Genomic DNA, 18,681 nt, shown 5'->3' on the forward strand with positions numbered 1-18,681 from the left:
GGGGCTGGATGTGGCCGGCGTCGGCCTGGATTGCCCGCAGGGCAATATCAGCCCCTCCGGCGTTTGAGGAGCGGGGGTCCGGGGGCTGGCCCCCGGAAACGGCGCCGCACCCGGCAAGGGTCCGGGCAGCGCCCGGGGAACGGGGGAAGGGCGGGTAGGGGACCAGCCCCGCAGGGGTACGCGTCACTACGTCACCGTCCAGGGGTCTGGGAGGGCTGAGCGGCTCCGCCCGACGGGGCGGCAGGGGCCGGGGCGGCGGCAGCCCCCGAGGGGGCCGGAGCCGGGGAGCCGGCTGGGCTCGGCACGGCCGCGCCCGGAGAGGGCGAGACCGGCGGGGCGGACGCCGGCGGCGACGGGGGCGGCGGCTCGGCGGCCGGTGACGCGGCCCCGGCGACCTTGCCGTCGGGGCCGATGAACACCGGGCTGCCGCCCGGTACGAGACCCAGCTCGTGCGCCCGCCGCTGCAAGGCGTCGGGCGCCGAGTAGCCGTCCACGTCCCGCTGCAGCGCCTGTTCCTCGTCCGTGAGCACGGTGGTCTCCTTCTTCAGCTTGCTCAGCTGGAAGGAGCCCTGGTTCAGCGCCGAGTTCAGCAGCAGCAGGCTGATCAGCCCGCCGCCGAGCAGCGCCACGACCAGCAGGACGAACGGGGTCCGCGCCGCCTGTCCGGCGACCGGTCCCCCCAGCACCCGCCCCAGGCGTTTCACAGCCGCGCCTCCCGGATGCGTTCCACCCCGCGGCAGCGGGCCGGCGCCGCACGCCGGTTCTCCGCGATCTCTTCCTCGGTCGGCAGCTCCGCACCGCGCGTCAGCAGTTTCAGCTTCGGCTGGTACTTCTCCGGTACGACCGGCAGCCCGGGCGGGGCCGTCGAGGTCGCGCCGGCGGCGAAGACCTGCTTGACGAGGCGGTCCTCCAGCGACTGGTACGACAGCACCACGATCCGGCCGCCGACTGCGATCCGGTCCACCGCGGCGGGGATCGCCCGCTCCAGTCCGGACAGCTCGCCGTTGACCTCGATGCGCAGGGCCTGGAAGGTGCGCTTGGCCGGGTTGCCGCCGGTCCGCTTCGCCGCCTGCGGCAGGGAGTCGCGGATCAGTTCGACGAGGCGCGCGCTGTTGGTGAAGGGGTTCTTGTCGCGCTCGCGCACCACCGCGGACACGATCCGCTTGGCCTGCTTCTCCTCGCCGTACTGGCGCAGGATGCGGACCAGCTCGCCGGGCGCGTAGGTGTTGAGGACCTCGGCCGCGCTGATGCCCGTCGTCTGGTCCATCCGCATGTCGAGCGGGGCGTCCTGCGCGTAGGCGAAGCCGCGGTCGGCCTCGTCCAGCTGCATGGAGGAGACGCCGAGGTCGAAGAGGATGCCCTGCACGGCGGGGATGCGCAGGCCGTCCAGTACCTCGGCCAGGTCGGCGTAGATGGCGTGGACGAGGGTGACCCGGTCCCCGAAGGGCGCGAGGCGCTCCCCGGAGAGGCGCAGGGCTTCCTTGTCGCGGTCCAGGCCGATCAGGTGGGCCTCGGGGAACCGGGTGAGCAGGGCCTCGCTGTGGCCGCCGAGCCCGAGGGTGCAGTCGACGACGACGGCCCCGGGCCTCTCCAGTGCCGGGGCCAACAGGTCCAGGCACCGCTGGAGCATCACCGGGACGTGTCGGGACTCGCTAGTCAAAGCGCCCTCTCAAGATAACGGCGCGGCAGGCATACGCCGCGCCGCGCACGCGGAGTCTTACCAAAGGGCCGGGCGGCCGGTCAGGGCCGGGCTCCGGCCGGTTCGCGTCACTTTAGTGCAACGGTCGCCGCGGTCAACGAACCGCCCCGCGCGCCGTGCGCCCCGCTGCGACCGAAGCCGCAAAAGCCGTGAATCACCCGGACGGCCGTGTGTGCCTCACCCCTGTGGGTTAGCTCACAACAGGATCAGGTGACCTTCTTTGTCCACCCTCACTCAATGCTCAGACGCCCTGTGACCACTAACGTCGTAACCATGACGACTTCCGTACCCCTGCCCGCCGCCTCCGCGCCCCAGGCTGCCGAGGAGCTCTCCGTCACCGACCGCCTCGTCGACTCGAACCGCGCCTACGCCGCGAAGTTCGCCGACCCCGGCATGGACGCCCGCCCGGTCCTCCAGGTGGCCGTCGTGGCCTGTATGGACGCCCGCCTCGACCTGCACGCCGCCCTCGGCCTGGAGCTGGGCGACTGCCACACGATCCGCAACGCCGGCGGGGTGGTCACGGACGACACCATCCGCTCCCTCACCATCAGCCAGCGGGCGCTCGGCACCCGCACGGTGATACTCATCCACCACACGGGCTGTGGTCTCGAAAGCCTGACCGAGGACTTCCGGCACGAGCTGGAGGACGAGGTCGGCCAGCGCCCCGCCTGGGCCGTCGAGGCCTTCCGTGACGTGGACCAGGACGTCCGCCAGTCGATGCAGCGGGTCCGCACGAACCCCTTCCTGCCCCACAAGGACGATGTGCGAGGCTTCGTCTTCGACGTGCACACCGGGCTCCTGCGGGAGATCGATCCCACCTCTTGAGTGACACCAGGGCCAAGCGCCGTCAAGAATGCGGGGAGACGTCGCCCGGAAACACTTCCGGGCCGGTGTCCGCGTTTCGACGTTCTTGATTGCTCGCGGTTTCTGAGGTGTTTCGGGGTGGGCCGGTCATGCGCCATGGGGCGCCGGCCCTGGGAAAGGGTCGAGGAGAACCAGGTGACCACGTATGACGACCGAGCGAGCCTCGCGGATCTGACCAGCACGGCGCAGCAGGTGCGGGAGTCGATCGAAAGCGTGATCGAGGGCAAGCCGGAAGTGGTCCGCCTCGCGCTGACCGTCCTGCTCGCCGAGGGCCACCTGCTGATCGAGGACGTGCCCGGCGTCGGCAAGACGATGCTGGCCAAGGCCCTCGCCAAGTCCATCGACTGTTCGGTGCAGCGCATCCAGTTCACCCCGGACCTGCTGCCCTCGGACATCACCGGCGTGAGCATCTACGACCAGCAGCGCCGGGAGTTCGAGTTCAAGCCGGGCGCGATCTTCGCGCAGATCGTCATCGGCGACGAGATCAACCGCGCCTCCCCCAAGACCCAGTCCGCGCTGCTGGAGTCGATGGAGGAGCGCCAGGTCACCATCGACGGCACCACCTACACGCTGCCGAGCCCCTTCATGGTGGTCGCCACCCAGAACCCGGTCGAGATGGAGGGCACCTACCCCCTCCCCGAGGCCCAGCGCGACCGCTTCATGGCCCGGGTCTCGGTCGGCTACCCCAGCCCCGAGGCCGAGCTGCGGATGCTCGACGTGCACGGCGGGCTCTCCCCGCTCGACGATCTGACGGCCGTCGCGCACGCCCACGACATCGGCAAGCTCATCGAAGCCGTCCGCGAGGTGTACGTGGCCGCGCCCGTCCGGCGCTACGTCGTCGACCTGGTCTCCGCCACGCGCAGCCACCCGGACCTGCGCCTGGGTGCCTCGCCCCGCGCCACCCTGCACCTGCTGCGGGCCGTGAAGGCCTCCGCCGCACTGGCCGGCCGGGACTACGTACTGCCCGACGACGTACAGGCCCTGGCCGGCCCGGTGCTCGCGCACCGGCTGCTGCCCACCGCGCAGGCCCAGCTGAGCCGGCGCACCGCCGAGCAGGTCGTCGCAGACATCCTCCAGCGCACCCCCGTACCGGCCGCCCCCTCGCGCGGCGAGATCCCGCCCGGCGCGGGCATCCGGGGCTTCTGATGAGCGCCGGCGCCCCGCACGGCGCGGGTGGCCGGGTCCCGCAGGAGGGTGGCGGGCTGCGCGCCTCACTGGCCGGGCTGACCACCCGCGGCCGGTCCTTCCTGGCCGCCGGGATCGCCGCCGGGCTGTGCGCGTACGTCCTCGGCCAGTCCGAGCTGCTCCGGGTCGGACTGCTGCTCGCCGTGCTGCCGCTGCTCTGCGTGCTGGCCCTGCACCGCACCCGCCACCGGGTCTCCGGCACCCGCCGGCTGACCCCGATGCGGGTGCCCGCCGGCTCCGAGGCCCGGGTGCAGCTGCGGCTCGACAACACCTCCCGGATGCCGACCGGGCTGCTGATGCTCCAGGACCGGGTGCCGTACGTGCTCGGTCCCCGGCCCCGCTTCGTACTGGACCGGGTGGAGCCGGGCGGCCGCCGCGAGGTGTCCTACCGGGTCCGCTCCGATCTGCGCGGCCGCTACCCGCTGGGCCCGCTCCAGCTGCGGCTCACCGACCCCTTCGGCCTGGTCGAGCTGACCCGCTCCTTCTCCGCCTACGACACCCTCACCGTCATCCCGCGCACCGAGGCGCTGCCCCTGGTGCGCTTCACCGGCGAGTCCTCCGGCTACGGCGACGGCAGCCGCCGCTCGCTGGCCCTGGCCGGCGAGGACGACGTGATCCCGCGCGGCTACCGGCGCGGCGACGACCTGCGGCGCGTCCACTGGCGTTCCACCGCCCGCTACGGCGAGCTGATGGTGCGCCGCGAGGAGCAGCCGCAGCGCAGCCGGGCCACGGTCCTGCTGGACACCCGGCGCCTCGCCTACGAGGGCGCCGGCCCCGACTCGGCCTTCGAGTGGGCCGTCTCCGCCGCGGCGTCGGCCCTGGTGCACCTGCTGGAGCAGGGCTTCTCGGTGCGGCTGCTGACCGACACCGGGGACTGCGTGCCCCGCGAGGGCGGCGGCTTCACCTCCGGCGGGCAGGAGTCCGCGGAGGCGGCGGGGCTGATGATGGACACCCTCGCGGTGGTCGGCCACTCCGACGGCGGGGGCCTCTCGCGGGCCTGCGAGGCGGTCCGCAGCAACGGCGCCGGCAGCGGTTTCGGCGGAGCGGGCGGCGACGGGCTCCTCATCGCCTTCTTCGGAGACCTGGACGACGTACAGACGGGGCTGGCCGCCAAGATGTGCCGGCGCGGCGGCGGCGCCGTGGCGTTCGTACTGGACTCCGCGGACTGGTCCGGGCGGCCGCCGGGGCTGGCCTCGGTCATGGCACAGGGGCTGCATCCGCTGGAGGAGCGCCTGGCCGGGCTGCAGGACGCGGGCTGGACGGCACTGGCCGCCCCGCCCGGGGTGCCCTTCGCGGACCTGTGGCGCCAGGCGGGCAACGCGCCGATCGGCACGACGGGCGGTTCGGGTTCGGCGGGGGGCTGGGGATGAGCGGGCGGGCGAGACTGACGGTCTTCGCGGCTCTGGCGACGCTGTTCACCGCCTGGTCGCTGAACCCGCTGGTGGAATCGGGCGGCTGGATGCCGCAGGCGGCTCTGCTGCTGGCACTGCAGAGCGCGGTGGGCGCCGGGGCGCGGCGGGTACCGCTGGCCCGGACGCTGACCGTGGCGGCGCAGGTCCTCGTATCGCTGCTGGCGCTGATGCTGCTGTTCGGCGGGAAGCTGCAGTCCGCCGCCGGCGACGGGCTGTTCGACTACCTCGTGACGGACTTCGGCGCACTGTTCCGCCAGGGCGTGCAGGACGTGAACGAGTTCTCGATGCCGGCCCCCCTGACGGACGGGATCCGGCTGCTGCTGGTGTCCGGGGTGCTGCTGATCGGGCTCCTGGTGGACCTGCTGGCCGTGACCGTACGGACGGCCGCCGCGGCCGGGCTCCCGCTGCTCGCGCTGTACTCGGTGGCGGCGGGCCTCTCCAGCGCCACCACCGGTACCGGAGCATCCTGGGTCTCCTTCCTCCTCGCCGGCTGCGGCTACCTCCTGCTCCTCCTGTCCGAGGGCCGCGACCGGCTCGCACAGTGGGGCCGGGTCTTCGGCGCGGCCCCGCGCGGGCAGGTGGCGGCCGGATACTCCGGCGGCGGCCAGGCGCTCGCCCCGGTGCGCACCGGGCGGCGGATCGGCGCGGTCGCGCTGGGTCTGGCGCTCGCCGTGCCGGCGGTGCTGCCCTCGCTGGGCAGCGGCGTGCTCGGTACGGGCTCCGGCCCGGGCGACGGCGAGGGCACCGGCCTCGGCCCCTCGATCCAGGCGGTCAACCCGCTGGTCTCCCTGCAGAGCAGCCTGAACACCCAGGACAACCGGGTGGTGCTGCGGTACCGCACCAACAGCCCGGAGCTCAGCGAGCAGTACCTGCGGATCCTGGCGCTGGACGAGTTCAACGGCGTCAAGTGGGAGGCGTCGGGGCGGGCCCTGACGGACGTCCCCAAGCGGATGCCGAACCCGCCCGGGGTCAGCGAGAGCGTGCTGAACGGCGCGACCGAGGTGGAGACCTTCATCTCCTCGGCGCAGACCTACGCACAGCGCTACCTGCCGATGCCGTACCCGGCTACGGGCGTGGACATCGCCGGGAAGTGGCGGTTCGAGCCGGCCGGGCGGACGCTCGTCGGGGACCAGCTGGGCAAGGACAAGTTCCAGAACGCGCAGGGCGTGCAGTACTCGGTGCGGAGCCTGCTGCTGAACCCGACGGCGCAGCAGCTGCGCAGCGCACCGGCGGCGAATCCCGAGATCGCGGCCGAGTACACGAAGGTGCCGGACAACCTCCCGGAGGTCGTCGTCCAGACGGCCCGCGAGGTGACGCGCGGCACGAAGGACGACTACTCGGCGGCGGTCAAGCTCCAGGACTACTTCGCGGTGAGCGGCGGATTCCGCTACGACACGAAGGTCTCCTCGGGCACGGGCTCGCAGGCCATCGCCAAGTTCCTCGCCGACAAGGAGGGCTTCTGCGTCCACTTCGCCTTCTCGATGGCCTCGATGGCACGCACGCTCGGGATCCCGGCGCGGGTCGCGGTCGGGTTCACTCCCGGCGTGAAGCAGGCCGACGGCATCGTCAACGTCTCGATGCGGGACGCGCACGCCTGGCCCGAGCTGTACTTCGAGGGAGTGGGCTGGACCCGCTTCGAGCCGACGCCCCGGTCGGGCATCACGGTGCCGGACTACAGCCGGCCCGCCGCCCCGCAGACGCAGCCGAGCGCGCCGACGACGGCACCGTCCGCGAGTGCGGCCCAGCCCTCGGCCGGGCCCTCGACGGCCGAGGACTGCCCCCCGGACCAGAAGAAGCTGGGCGAGTGCGGTCCGGCCGCGGCGCAGCGGAACACCGGCGCGGGCGGTGATGGTCCCTCGGCGGGCACGATCCTGGCCTGGACGGCCGCGGGCGTCCTGCTGCTGGCCCTGCCGCTCCTGCCGTTCCTGTGGCGCGGACGGCTGCGGGCGCGGCGGCTCGGATCGGGGCAGGTGCTGGCCGCCTGGCGGGAGCTGGGCGACGCGGCGTGGGACGTCGGGATCGTCCCGGACGAGGCGCTGTCCCCGCGGGGGGCGGCGGACCGGGTGGTGTCCCTGGGACGGCTGGATGCGGGGGCGGGTGATGCCGTACGCCGGGTCGCGGGCGCGGTGGAGCGGGAGCTGTACGCCCCGCCCGGGGCGGAGCCCCCTTACGGGGAGCTGGCCTCGGACGTTCTGCTGGCCCGGGCCGGGCTCCTCGCGGGGGTGTCCCGGTGGGCCGGGCTGCGAGCCCTGTTCTTCCCCCGCTCGGCGGCGCGGGTCGGCTGGGCCGCCTCGGCCCGCTGGTCGGCCCTGACCGTCCGCCTCGCCGATGCGATGTCCCGCACCCGGGCCCGCATCCCGCTGCGCGGCCGCGGCTGACAAACGGGAACGGGGCCGGGGCCGGGGCTCGATCCCCCTGAGCTCCGGCCCCGGCCGTGTTCCCACCCCGTCGGCCAGAGAGACCCGGTCCGCACCTGCCGCCCCGTGTCGGCGGTGCGCGCCGGGTCCCTGTCCGTTGCCCCCAGTCTGGCGTGCCGACCCACCGCACCCCATCCGCGCAGGTACTCATTTCCGCGTCTAGGTACGGATACTCACCCGCCCCACCAGTTCTACGCCGCCCCGCCACCCCCACGGCACCGCCGATCGGGGGTCACCGCGTCAGCGGAAACCGTCAGCGGTTCCCGCTGACCCGCCCCCGCAGCAGCAGCGACAGCGCCGAGTGCACGTCGTCCAGCGAGCGCTCGCTCTGGAAGGACTGCCAGTCGAGCGCGGCCACCAGCACCATCCCCACCAGCGCCGCGGCCGTCAGCGGCACGTCGATCTCCGCGCTGAGCTCGCCCCGTTCCACGCCTTCGCGCAGCACCGTCTCCACGACGGCGACGGCCTCCCGCCGGACGACCATGAGCGTGGACTGCCAGGTCCGGTTGGTGCGCCACAGTTCGGCGACGTAGAGCTGGGTGAAGGCGGGGTACCGGTCGATGAAGACCAGGCCGGCCCGGATCATCTCGTCGAGCGCCTCGACCCGGGTGCCGCCCCGGGCCTCGGTCGATTCCGCCGCCGTCCGCAGGGACTCGGTGAGGAGTCCGACCCCGTGCCTCAGCAGCTCCTCGAAGAGGTCGTTCTTGCTGGCGAAGTTGTAGTAGACGGTGCCCTTCGCCACGCCCGCCCGCTCGGCGATCTCCTCGACCGTGGTCGCGGAGAAGCCCTGCTCCGCTATGAGGGTGACGGCTGCTTCGTAGAGCTTCTGCCGTGTGGCCTGGCGGCGTCCGCCGCCCGTGGCCGTACCGGTGCTGCTGCTATCCATGGCGCTGATTGTCACAGGTCAACCTGTCCCTTCCCGCTACAGGCTCAGTTCGGGGCGCAGCCGGTCCATCGTCCACACCTGCTTGCCGCGGGCGGCGAGCGCGGTCAGGGCGAGGGCGCCGGCCGTGAAGGCGGTGAGCACCAGGCAGCCCTGCCAGACCGGGGCGAGGTCGCCGCCGGTGATGAGCCGGCGCAGGCTCTCGACCACGTACGACATCGGCAGGTAGGGGTGGATGGCGTTGAAGAAGCCGGGGCTGGTCTGGACGGGGTAGGTGCCGCCCGCCGAGGTGAGCTGGAGCATCAGGACGGCCAGGACCAGGATCCGTCCGGCCGCACCGAACTTGGCGTTGAGCCACTGGACGATCGCGGCGAAGCAGGCGGTGACCAGCATCAGGAAGCCGACGGTGAGCGCCGGCCGGGCCATCTGCAGGCCGAGCCCCCAGTGCAGTACGGACATCAGTGCGCCCACCTGCGCGGCGCCGATGCCGGCCACGGGCAGCCAGCCGGCGAGGGCGATCCGCCAGGGCGAGGCTCCGGCGGCGAGTGCGCGCCGGTTCAGCGGTGCGATCAGCATGTAGGCGACCATCGCGCCGACCCAGAGGGAGAGCGGGATGAAGTACGGGGCGAAGCCGGTGCCGTAGTTGGGCGCCTTGTGCAGGGACTGGTTGGCGAGGCGTACCGGGTCGGCCATGACCTCGGTGCGGGCGTCGCGCTGCTGCTGGTCGTAGGCCGGGATCTTGCCGGCGCCGTCGTGCAGGCCGCCGGCGAGTTCGCCGTTGCCGTCGACGAGCTTGACGAGGCCGCCGTCGAGGTCGTGCGCGCCGGCGCCGAGCTTGCCGACGCCCGCGCCGAGTGCGCCGGAGCCCTCGGTGGCGGAGCCGATGCCGGTGTGCAGCCGGACCATGCCGTCGGAGACCTTGTGGGCGCCGTCGTTGAGGGCGTTCACCTGGGTGACGGCCGCTTCGAGGTCCGCGGAGAGGCCGGGGGCCTTCGTGACGAGGAGCCGGGCTTCGCGCTCCAGGTCGTCGAGCTGCTTGTGGAGGGTGGCGAGGTCACCCTTCGAGTTCCCCAGCAGGGTGTCCACGTCACCGGCGAGTTCGGCGGCTTCGGCCGCGTCGTCCTTGAGCCGCTTGAGCTGCGGGCAGGTCGCGGGGAGCGGCTTGGCGCCGGTGGTGCAGGTCTTGGCGTAGACGTCGGCGGCGCCGGTGGAGACGCGCTGGGTGACGGTGGCGGCGGCCGGGGCCGCCTTGGCGAAGGCTTCGAGGTGCTTGTCGACGACCTGGGCGGTGTCGGCGACGAGTTCGGCGCTGTCCGCGAGGCTCTTGGGGTCCTTGAGGAAGGGGCGGGCCTTGTCGGCGGCGCCGCCGACCTTGTCGGCGAGCTTCTGGGTGCCGGCCGCGACGTCCTTCGCACCTGTTTCCAGCTGTGCGGCGGCCCCGTTCAGCTTCTTCAGTCCGCCGGTGAGCTCGCCGTTCTTCTCCTTCGCGGTGTCCAGGCCGTCGGCGAGGTCCTTGGCGCCCTTCTGCGCCTTGCCCGCGCCGTCCGTGAGCTTGTCGGCTCCGTCGGCGGCCTCGGCGGTCTTGCCGTGGAGGTCGGAGAAGTTGACGAAGATCTTGTCGAGGAAGCCGCGGGAGGCGTTGGTGGACGCCGCCGAGCGGACCTCGGAGAAGACGGTGCGCGAGATCGAGCCGACGATGTAGTTGTTCGCGTCGTTGGTGCGGACCTGGAGGGCTCCGGTGGCGGGGTCCTCGCCGGAGCTGGAGGCGATCTTCGCGCTGAAGTCGGCGGGCATGGTGAGGGAGAGGTAGTACGTACCGTTCTCCAGCCCCTTGGCCGCCTCTTCGGCGCTGACCTCGCGCCAGTCGAAGGTGTTGCTGTCGTGCAGCTTGCGGGTGATCTCGCCGCCGGCGTCGATCTGCTTCCCGTCGACCGTGGCGCCCCGGTCGGAGTTGACGAGGGCGACCGGCACCTTGTCGAGGCGGCTGTAGGGGTCCCAGAAGGACCACAGGTACAGGGCTCCGTAGAGCAGCGGCAGCAGGAGCAGCGCGACGAGGGCGGCCCGGGGCAGCTTCCCCCGCCCGAACCGCTTCAGCTCAAGCGCGGCCAGCTTCGGCGAGCGCATCGTCGTCCCCCTTCGTGTCGTGCGGGTCGTGGGCGGCGGCCGGGTCGTGGGTGCCGTCGGGGTCTGCTGACTCTTCGGAGTCTTCGGAGTCTGCGGAGCCGTGCGGGGTGGCGGCCTGGGCTCCCCAGGTGACCTTGGAGTCCGTGGGCCGGGGCACCAGGCCGGATCCCGCGGCCGGGTCCGGCTCCACGGCCGGCACCTCGGCGGGTTCCGCCGCCGGGCCGGTGCGCAGGACCGTCACGTCGGACGGGGCCTCGCTGCACACCGCGAGGACGGTGGTGCCGCGGGCGGCGAGGGAGCGCAGCAGGTCCCAGGCTTCGGCGCGTTCGGCGTCGGAGAGCTTGAGGTCCAGGTCGTCCAGGGCCAGCAGGCGCGGTGAGCCGAGCAGCGCGATGGCCACCGACAGCCGTACGGATTCCAGCCGTTCGAGGTCCCGTACGGAGGTGCGCGGTCCCTTCGGCAGGGCCGCGACGTCCAGTCCGGCGGCGGCCAGCGCGGCGTCGATCCGGGCCGCGGTGGAGGCGCGCCGCTCGCCGCGCGGGCGGAGCAGGGCGCGTACGGGGCCGTCGTAGCGGCGCTGGAGCAGGGCGCCCTCGCGCAGTTGCTCGGCGACGGTGAGGGCCTGGTCGAGGTCGTTGACCCCGGGGACCGGGCCGAGGGCGGCGATGCGGCGGACCGCGGCCATCTTCTTCGGCAGCCGGTGGCGGCCGATCTCGGCGTGGCCCTCGGTGGGCTTCATCCGGCCGGTGAGGGCGAGGAGCAGGCAGGTCCGCCCGCTGCCGGAGGGGCCTTCGACCGCGATGAGCGAGCCGGGCGCCGCGTCGATCCCGATCCCCCGGAACACCCAGCCGCGCGGGCCTTTGACTCCGAAGTCCTCGGCTTTGACGGCCGCGCCGTGCGGGCTGTCCACGCCCTCCCCCTTCTTTTGAACTGACCGGTCAGTTCAAAAACTAGCATCCTCGGCGGCATCCACTGCGCACCGGGCGGCAGTTGCCCGGCCGTCATCCCGGAGGACGGGACAAACCCGCAGGTCAGCGCGATTGTCAGTGGGGGCCGTCACGATGGGGACACGTAAGAACGGCTCGATTTGCTCGATGTGTAGGAGCTGCACCAGGCAGCGCGATGCGTATGCAACGACAGGAGGTTCGTCATGGCCACACCGTCCCCGTCCCCTGTCCACCCCGTCCCCCGGAAGTCGTCGGCCGACCCCGCCGCCCTCGACCTGCTCGCGAAGGCCCACGAGGGCCTGGCCGAAGCCGCCCGGCTGACCCGGCCCAACGAGCGGTACGCCACCGCCCATCTCGCCGCGCTGCGCGCCGCCGCGGCCGTGCTCGCCGCGCGCGGGCGGCCCGAACCGGTGCACCCCCGGCGCAGGCCGCGGATCCGCAGCGCGTGGGAGGTGCTCCCGGAGATAGCGCCCGAACTGACCGAGTGGAGCGCGCTCTTCTCCTCCGGCGCGGCCCGCCGGGCGCGGGCGGAGGCCGGCATAGCGGGAGCGGCCACCGGCCGGGACGCGGACGATCTGGTGCGTGCCGTCGCGATGTTCCTGCGTCTGGTGGAGCGGATGCTCTCGCTCCGCCCGGTGATCGCGACCGACCCGGCACAGGGCCTGCCGCTGCCGCGTACGGAGCGTCCGGACGTGGGATGACCTGCCCGGCAGCCCGAGGCCATAGGGTGGGCAGCGACCGCTCACCAACGTGCCGAGGAGCCATCAGCCGTGTCGGACACTTCCCGCCCCCGCGCCTCCCTCCGCACCGCCGTGGTGTGGGAGGTCCTCAAGGAGGCGCTCGACCGCCGGGTGAAGGCGACCGGGCGGGACGTGCTGGACGTGCTGGACACGGGTGGCGGTACCGGCAAGTTCGCCGTGCCGGTGGCCCACCTCGGCCACCGGGTCACCGTGGTCGACCCGAGCCCCAACGCACTGTTCGGGCTGGAGCGCCGGGTCGCCGAAGCCGGCGTGGCCGATCTGGTCCGCGGGGTGCAGGGCGACGCCCAGGGTCTGCTCGACGTCGTCGAGCGCGATTCCTACGACGTGGTGATCTGCCACGGCGTGCTGGAGTACGTGGACGACCCGGCCGAGGGCGTGGCCAACGCGGTGGCCGCCCTGCGCCCCGGCGGCATCCTCAGCCTGCTCGGCGCCGGACTCGGCGGGGCCGTCCTGGCCCGCGCCCTGGCCGGGCACTTCACGGAGGCCCGTACGGCCCTGACCGACCCGGCCGGGCGCTGGGGCGCGGGCGATCCGGTGCCGCGCCGCTTCACCGCCGAGCAGCTCTCCGCGCTGGTCTCCGAGGCGGGTCTGGCCGTGGGCGCGGTGCACGGGGTCCGGATCTTCGCCGACCTCGTCCCGGGCGTTCTGGTCGACACCGAGCCGGGCGCCGTCGAGGCCCTGCTGCGCCTGGAAGAGGCCGCGGCCGAGCTCCCGGCGTTCCACGCGGTCGCCACGCAGCTGCACGTCCTCGGCGAGAAGCCCGCCTGATCTGCGGAGCAGAGGGGAACGCGGTGCGCCACTCACCCTCCGAACCGGGGTCGTGACCCGTATGATCGGGGTCAGCGCCCGGCATGCCGAGCGGACCTCTGGGGAATAACGCCCTCAGTGGGCCGTTCAAAACGGCGCTGAGCATTCCCCAAGCGGTACTTTTTACGGGCAGTGTTTTTTTAGAACGTGGCGTAGAGGGCGGGTATCACGGGGGCGATTCCCCGCCTATCCTGAAGGGGACCCCTGGTCGCTACCCCCCGCGACCGACGGATGAGGAGGACTCCCGTGCCGCTCTCGGAGCACGAGCAGCGAATGCTCGAGCAGATGGAGCGAGCGCTGTACGCCGAAGATCCCAAATTCGCTACAGCGCTTGAGGGAAGCGGACTGCGCACGTACACCCGGCGACGGGTCTACCAGGCAGTCGCAGGCATTGTGGTGGGTATCGCGCTCCTCATGACCGGTGTGATCGTGCCGAACGTACTGTGGATCAGCGTGGTGGGATTCCTCGTCATGCTGGGCTGTACGGTGCTCGTGGTCACCGGTTGGCGCAAGGCACCCAAGCCTGGTGAGCAGCCCGTCTCCGGTAGTGCAGCCGGTTCGCCCCAAGGGCAGAGCCGGCAGCGTCGGTCGATGATGACCCGAATCGAGGAACGGTGGCAGCGCCGCCGTGACGAACAGGGGCAGTAGGCCCCACTGACAGACTCGGGTGAGGGGACGGCCGCCGGAAGGCGGCCCTCCCCTCACTGTCTTCTCTGCTGATTCCGTGCCGGAACAGGGCTTCTGGGACATGATGATCAGATGAGTGTGCTGCCCCTGGTCTTCACCAGCGGCTGGGCCAGTGGGATCAACGCATACGCCGTGGTCCTCCTGCTCGGCATCTTCGGCAGGACCGGCCTGACCGACGAGGTCCCCGCGTCCCTGCAACGCACCGACGTGCTGATCGCGGCGGCCGTCCTCTTCCTGTGCGAGGCCGTCGCCGACAAGATCCCGTACGTGGACTCCCTCTGGGACACCGTCCACACCGTGATCCGCCCGCTGTCCGGAGCGGTGGTCGGCGCACTGCTGGCCGGGCAGAGCGGCTCGCTCTCCGACATCACCGCCGGCGCGGTCGGCGGCACCACCGCCCTGGCCAGCCATTTCGTCAAAGCCGGCACGCGCATGGCGATCAACACCTCGCCCGAGCCGTTCAGCAACGTCGTGATGAGCACCGCCGAGGACCTCGGCGTCGGCGGCATCGTCACCTTCGCGATGTTCAATCCCGAGGCCGCCGCGATCATCTGCGCCGTCCTGCTGATCATCGGACTCGCCCTGCTGATCTACCTCTGGGCCAAGATCCGCCGCTACCTGCGCCGCCGCGCCCAGCGCCGCGAGGAGAAGAGGCTCGCCGACGAAGTCGCCCGCGTCGCTCGATAGGCTCAGCGGCATGGCACGAATTGCGGTGATCGGCGCCGGGATGGGCGCGATGGCGACGGCGGCACGGCTTTCCGTGGCCGGACATCAGGTGACGGTGTACGAACGCGGGGCGACCTACGGCGGAGCCGTCGGCCGGTACGCCCGCGACGGCTTCGTCTTCGACACCGGCCCCGGGCTGGTGCACCTGCCCGCCGTCTACCGCGATCTGTTCGTCAAGACCGGAAAGCGCCCCCTGGAGGAGTGCGCGGAGCTGGTCCAGATCGACCCCGCCGTCCGGTACGTGCTCCCGGACGGCCGTACGGTCACCTTCCCGGGCGGCTCGCACGGCGGCGCCGCGGCCGCCGTCGAAGCGGTCTTCGGGACGGGCTCCGGAGAGCGCTGGAGCGCGGTCCTGGGCCGCGCCCGGGACGCCTGGGACGCCACCCGCCGCCCCCTGCTGGAGGAGCCGCTGCGCCCCGACCGGGAGGCGCTGGGCCGCGATCCGTACCCTGCGCTGCGCGGGAGCGGCCTGCTGCGCCGCCGGCCGCCGACCCTGGCCGAGGTCGCCGCCCGTGAGCTCGGCGGCGACGGCTTCGACGGGCTGCTCACCTCGCGCGTACGGGCGTACGGGATCGATCCGGCGACCGCGCCCGCCTCGGCGGCGGTGCTGCCCTACATGGAGCAGACCTTCGGCAGCTGGTACGTGCGCGGCGGGGTCCGGGAACTGGCCACCGCGGTGTACGAGCGGTGCCTGGAGCGGAAGGTGGCCTTCGAGTTCGGCGCCGGGGTGCTGGAGGTGCTCGTCCGCGACGAGCGGGTGGCCGGGCTGCTGCTGGCCGACGGCACCGAGGTGGCGGCCGACGCCGTGGTCTGCGGCGCCGATCCCCGGCAGCTGCGGATCCCGCCCGGCCCCGCGTCCACCCCGGCCGACAGTGCGGGGGCGGCCCGCTGGTACACCCTGTTCCTCGCCCTCCGGGGCCCCCGGCCGGCCGACGCGGTGCACCGCACCCTGCTCGGTGCCACCACCGTGCTGCGCCCCGACGACCCCGCGACGCGGCCCGACGCGGACCACGAGGCGGTCACCGTGCACACCGTGGTGACCGACGGCTCCGCACCCGTCGCGGAGGAGCTGCTCGCCACGGCCGCCCGGGCCGTGCCCGGACTGCGGGAGCGGCTGCTGTGGCACGAGCTGCGCACCCCGGCCGACGTCGAGGCCGCCACGGGTGCGGTGGACGGCCGGGTGCCCGCGCCCGCGCTGGCCGGCGCCGGGGGCCGGCTGCTGCACCCCGCGAACACCACCGGCGTACCCGGGCTGTACCTGGCCGGCGGCTGGGCGCACCCGGGCGGCGGACTGGCGCACGCCGGGATGACGGGGGCCCTGGTGGCCGGGCTGATCGTGGAGGGCGCGGACTTCCGCGGCTCGCGGTAGGCGGCCGGGCCCCTAGTAGCGGTACTGCTCGTACTCGCCGGTGCCCTGGTACGGGTACGGGTACGGCTGCTGCTGCGGGTCCTCCGCCGGGTAGGGCTGGTTCGCGTCGCGCTGCTGCGGGACCCAGACCCCGCCGGGCGGGGTGTCCATGGAGTACTGCTCCTGCTGCCCGGTGGCGTACGGGTCCGGGGCGTAGCCGCCGTACGGGGCCGGGTAGCCGTACGGCTGCTGCGGGGCGACGGCTCCGCCCGTGCCGATGTACGGATCCGAGTAGGCGGCGTAGACCTGCTGCTCGCCGGGGGCCGGATAGCCGGTGGTGTAGTCGTAGCCGCCCTGTGTCTGCGGGTCGTAGTACGCCGCGTACTGGTGGGCGTCTTGCTCGGCGGGAGCGGACGGGGCGAACGGGGAGGCGAAGGCACTGGTCTCGCCGGGGGCGCCGTACGAACCGGCCCCATCGGCCGGCTGCGTGGGGTGGAACCCCTGGACCTGGGCGCGCACGGCGCCCGTGGTGAACGCACCGGAGTCCTCGTCGGAGTCCTCGTCCTCGGCCGGGTCGGGCCCGTACTCCAGGGCCGTCACCTCCAGGGACGGCTCCGGGCGCGCTCCGGCCGCGGTCCGGCGGCGCCGGCTCTGCGGGAGCTCGGGCTCGGGGGCCTTGCCCCGGCGCAGCGACCAGCCGGACACGAAGCCCTTGCGGAAGGAGAGGGTCACCAGCGTCTGGCCGATCGCGAACGCGACGGCACCGGCCCCGATGACGAGCACCGACGGCAGCATGACACCGGCGACCACGCCGACGAACCCGGCGAAGGCGAGCAGGCGCCAGCGCAACCGGGCCTTGTACTGCATCAGGACCTCGGCAAGCAGCCACAGCGCGACGAAACCGAACGCGATGTAGAGGACCGTCATTCCCATGCGGGGCCCCTCTCGGTACGGCCGCCCGCCCGTGGGGAACGGAGCCGGCCGATCAGGCCCGCTGGTGCAGGCCCAAGTTCTCGTAGATCTCGAGCGTCGCCGTGGAATTGTTCAGCGTGATGAAGTGCAGCCCCGGGACACCCTCGGACAGCAGCCGCGCGCAGAACTCCGTGGCGAACTCGATGCCAATGGAGCGTACAGCGGCCGCGTCGTCCTTGACCGCGAGCATGCGCTCTTTCACAGCCGCAGGGAAGACTGCGTTGCTGAGTTGCGGGAGGCGGTCGAGCTGCTTGATGTTCACAACAGGCATGACCTCGGGGATGATCGGGGTGTCGCAGCCCGCCTTCTCGACGCTGTCGCGCATCCGGAGGTAGTGGTCCGGATCGAAGAACATTTGGGTGATCGCATAGTCGGCGCCCGCGCGGCACTTGTCCACGAAGTGCCGGATGTCCGTGTCCCAGTCCGCGGAGCGCGGGTGCATCTCGGGGAAGGCCGCGACGCCGACGCAGAAGTCTCCGGACTCCTTGACCAGCCGGACCAGGTCGGCCGCGTAGTGCACGCCCTCGGGGTGCGGCACCCACTCGCCCATGGGGTTGCCCGGCGGGTCTCCGCGCACCACGAGCATGTTGCGGATGCCCGCGTCGGCGAACTGGCCGATGACGTTGCGCAGCTCGGCGATCGAGTGGTCGACGGCGGTGAGGTGCGCGACCGGGGTCAGGGTGGTGTCCGCGGCGATCTGCTCGGTGGCCCGGACGGTGCCGCCGCGGGTGGATCCGCCGGCCCCGTAGGTGACGGAGACGAAGCTCGGGGCCACCGCCTCGACCCGGCGCAGCGCGTTCCAGAGGTTGCGCTCGCCCTTCTCCGTCTTGGGGGCCCAGAACTCGAAGGAGTACGAGCGCCCGGACGCGATGAGGTCGCGGACCGTGTGTGCACGGTCCGACCAGGTGGAAGAGGTACCAAGGGCCATACGGGGAGGTTAGACGCGGTCCGGTGTCCGTCGAAGCGTTGTCCACGGATTGGACGCGGAAATGAGACGGCGGGGTGGTGCGGGGCGGCCGCTCGCGACTGCCCCGGGGCCTGCTAGCCGAGCCGGGCGCGGACCCTCTTGGCGAGGTCGGCGGCCGCGGCGCCGGGGTCGGAGGCCTCGGTGAGGGCCCGTACGACCACGACGCGGGAGGCGCCGGCGTCCAGTACCTCGTCCAGGTTCCCCGCGTCGATCCCGCCGATGGCGAACCACGGCCGGTCCTGGGCGAGGGAGGCCGCGTGCCGGACCAGGCCGAGGCCGGGGGCGAACCGGCCGGGCTTGGTGGGGGTGGGCCAGCAGGGGCCGGTGCAGAAGTAGTCCACGCCGGGCTCGGCGGCGGCCGCGTCGACCTCCGCCTCGGAGTGGCAGGAGCGGCCGATGAGGACCTCCTGCCCCAGGATGGCGCGGGCGGCGGGCACCGGGATGTCGCCCTGCCCGAGGTGCAGCACGTCGGAGCCGATGGCGTGCGCGACGTCGGCCCGGTCGTTGACGGCGAGCAGCTTGCCGTGGCGGCGGGCCGCCTCGGCGAACACCTGGAGGTGCTCCAGCTCCTCGCCCGCCTCCATGCCCTTGTCGCGGAGCTGGACGATGTCCACCCCGCCGGCGAGGACGGCGTCCAGGAACTCGGGGAGGTCGCCCTGCCGCTTGCGGGCGTCCGTGCACAGGTAGAGCCGGGCATCGGACAGCTGGGCGGCGATGGCGGACATGTGGGTACCCCCGGGTGATGTGTCGTGCGTACACACGCGGTGGGGGGGGGCCGGCGCCGGGGCCCCCCCCCCCCCCCCGCGCGGCGGGGGCAGGGTGGTGGGGGTGGGCGAAGACCGGCCCGACAACCCCCCGCCGCGCGAAGAGCACCACGCCCGC

The 18,681-nt window shown here is 73.0% G+C and carries 17 protein-coding genes; 9 read left to right on the plus strand and 8 right to left on the minus strand.

The genetic code is table 11. The annotated features are described in order from the left end of the window. Positions 1-191 precede the first annotated feature (191 nt). Together ACFWNV_RS23875 and rsmH are read right to left on the minus strand one after the other, a co-directional pair. Positions 192-704: a hypothetical protein gene (locus ACFWNV_RS23875; protein WP_383950540.1), complete on the minus strand. Its 513-nt coding sequence runs from the start codon at positions 702-704 to the stop codon at positions 192-194. Further along, positions 701-1,630, minus strand: coding sequence for a 16S rRNA (cytosine(1402)-N(4))-methyltransferase RsmH (gene rsmH / locus ACFWNV_RS23880; protein ID WP_383950643.1), 930 nt, complete (start codon positions 1,628-1,630; stop codon positions 701-703). The genes ACFWNV_RS23875 and rsmH overlap by 4 nt, the downstream gene beginning before the upstream one ends. Positions 1,631-1,972: 342 nt before the next feature. Here rsmH and ACFWNV_RS23885 point away from each other — a divergent pair, with 342 nt between their 5' ends. The 4 genes from ACFWNV_RS23885 to ACFWNV_RS23900 all read left to right on the plus strand — a co-directional run bounded on the left by ACFWNV_RS23885 (position 1,973) and on the right by ACFWNV_RS23900 (position 7,538). Continuing rightward, complete coding sequence (locus ACFWNV_RS23885) at positions 1,973-2,524, plus strand: beta-class carbonic anhydrase (RefSeq protein WP_383950543.1); 552 nt, start codon at positions 1,973-1,975, stop codon at positions 2,522-2,524. A 174-nt stretch (positions 2,525-2,698) separates the two neighbouring features. Beyond that, a complete protein-coding gene (locus ACFWNV_RS23890) occupies positions 2,699-3,709 on the plus strand; it encodes an AAA family ATPase (RefSeq protein WP_383950546.1) in 1,011 nt (336 codons plus the stop codon). Continuing rightward, entirely contained in the window at positions 3,709-5,118 is a 1,410-nt protein-coding gene (locus ACFWNV_RS23895; RefSeq protein WP_383950549.1) for a DUF58 domain-containing protein, read from the plus strand. The genes ACFWNV_RS23890 and ACFWNV_RS23895 overlap by 1 nt, the downstream gene beginning before the upstream one ends. After that, a complete protein-coding gene (locus ACFWNV_RS23900; protein WP_383950552.1) occupies positions 5,115-7,538 on the plus strand; it encodes a transglutaminaseTgpA domain-containing protein in 2,424 nt (807 codons plus the stop codon). The genes ACFWNV_RS23895 and ACFWNV_RS23900 overlap by 4 nt, the downstream gene beginning before the upstream one ends. Positions 7,539-7,830: 292 nt before the next feature. Here the strand turns inward: ACFWNV_RS23900 and ACFWNV_RS23905 are convergent, their stop codons facing one another. From ACFWNV_RS23905 to ACFWNV_RS23915, 3 genes are read right to left on the minus strand one after another with little or no spacing between them, the layout of a single operon-like run. Then, positions 7,831-8,463 (minus strand): TetR/AcrR family transcriptional regulator, encoded by a 633-nt coding sequence (locus ACFWNV_RS23905; RefSeq protein ID WP_383950555.1) that lies wholly within the window; start codon positions 8,461-8,463, stop codon positions 7,831-7,833. A gap of 36 nt (positions 8,464-8,499) precedes the next feature. Continuing rightward, positions 8,500-10,584: a YhgE/Pip family protein gene (locus tag ACFWNV_RS23910; protein ID WP_383950558.1), complete on the minus strand. Its 2,085-nt coding sequence runs from the start codon at positions 10,582-10,584 to the stop codon at positions 8,500-8,502. Next, positions 10,556-11,494, minus strand: coding sequence for an ATP-binding cassette domain-containing protein (locus tag ACFWNV_RS23915; protein WP_383950560.1), 939 nt, complete (start codon positions 11,492-11,494; stop codon positions 10,556-10,558). The genes ACFWNV_RS23910 and ACFWNV_RS23915 overlap by 29 nt, the downstream gene beginning before the upstream one ends. Positions 11,495-11,734: 240 nt before the next feature. Here ACFWNV_RS23915 and ACFWNV_RS23920 point away from each other — a divergent pair, with 240 nt between their 5' ends. From ACFWNV_RS23920 to ACFWNV_RS23940, 5 genes are all read left to right on the plus strand, one after another. After that, entirely contained in the window at positions 11,735-12,232 is a 498-nt protein-coding gene (locus ACFWNV_RS23920; RefSeq protein WP_383950563.1) for an SAV_6107 family HEPN domain-containing protein, read from the plus strand. Positions 12,233-12,301: 69 nt separating this feature from the next. After that, positions 12,302-13,060: a class I SAM-dependent methyltransferase gene (locus tag ACFWNV_RS23925; RefSeq protein WP_383950566.1), complete on the plus strand. Its 759-nt coding sequence runs from the start codon at positions 12,302-12,304 to the stop codon at positions 13,058-13,060. Positions 13,061-13,345: 285 nt separating this feature from the next. Beyond that, a complete protein-coding gene (locus ACFWNV_RS23930; RefSeq protein ID WP_383950569.1) occupies positions 13,346-13,747 on the plus strand; it encodes a DUF3040 domain-containing protein in 402 nt (133 codons plus the stop codon). A gap of 111 nt (positions 13,748-13,858) precedes the next feature. Beyond that, entirely contained in the window at positions 13,859-14,473 is a 615-nt protein-coding gene (locus ACFWNV_RS23935; protein WP_383950572.1) for a DUF4126 domain-containing protein, read from the plus strand. Positions 14,474-14,483: 10 nt separating this feature from the next. Then, positions 14,484-15,881, plus strand: coding sequence for a phytoene desaturase family protein (locus ACFWNV_RS23940; RefSeq protein WP_383950575.1), 1,398 nt, complete (start codon positions 14,484-14,486; stop codon positions 15,879-15,881). A 12-nt stretch (positions 15,882-15,893) separates the two neighbouring features. On the opposite strand, the gene ACFWNV_RS23945 is transcribed toward ACFWNV_RS23940, so the two are convergent. From ACFWNV_RS23945 to thiE, 3 genes are all read right to left on the minus strand, one after another. Further along, positions 15,894-16,793: a hypothetical protein gene (locus ACFWNV_RS23945; protein WP_383950578.1), complete on the minus strand. Its 900-nt coding sequence runs from the start codon at positions 16,791-16,793 to the stop codon at positions 15,894-15,896. Between the two features lie 52 nt (positions 16,794-16,845). Further along, positions 16,846-17,760, minus strand: coding sequence for a methylenetetrahydrofolate reductase [NAD(P)H] (metF, locus tag ACFWNV_RS23950; protein WP_383950581.1), 915 nt, complete (start codon positions 17,758-17,760; stop codon positions 16,846-16,848). Positions 17,761-17,873: 113 nt separating this feature from the next. Then, positions 17,874-18,524, minus strand: coding sequence for a thiamine phosphate synthase (thiE, locus tag ACFWNV_RS23955; RefSeq protein ID WP_383950584.1), 651 nt, complete (start codon positions 18,522-18,524; stop codon positions 17,874-17,876). Positions 18,525-18,681: the final 157 nt, after the last annotated feature.

This window comes from Streptomyces sp. NPDC058401 (genome assembly GCF_042722885.1).
GTDB lineage: Bacteria > Actinomycetota > Actinomycetes > Streptomycetales > Streptomycetaceae > Streptomyces.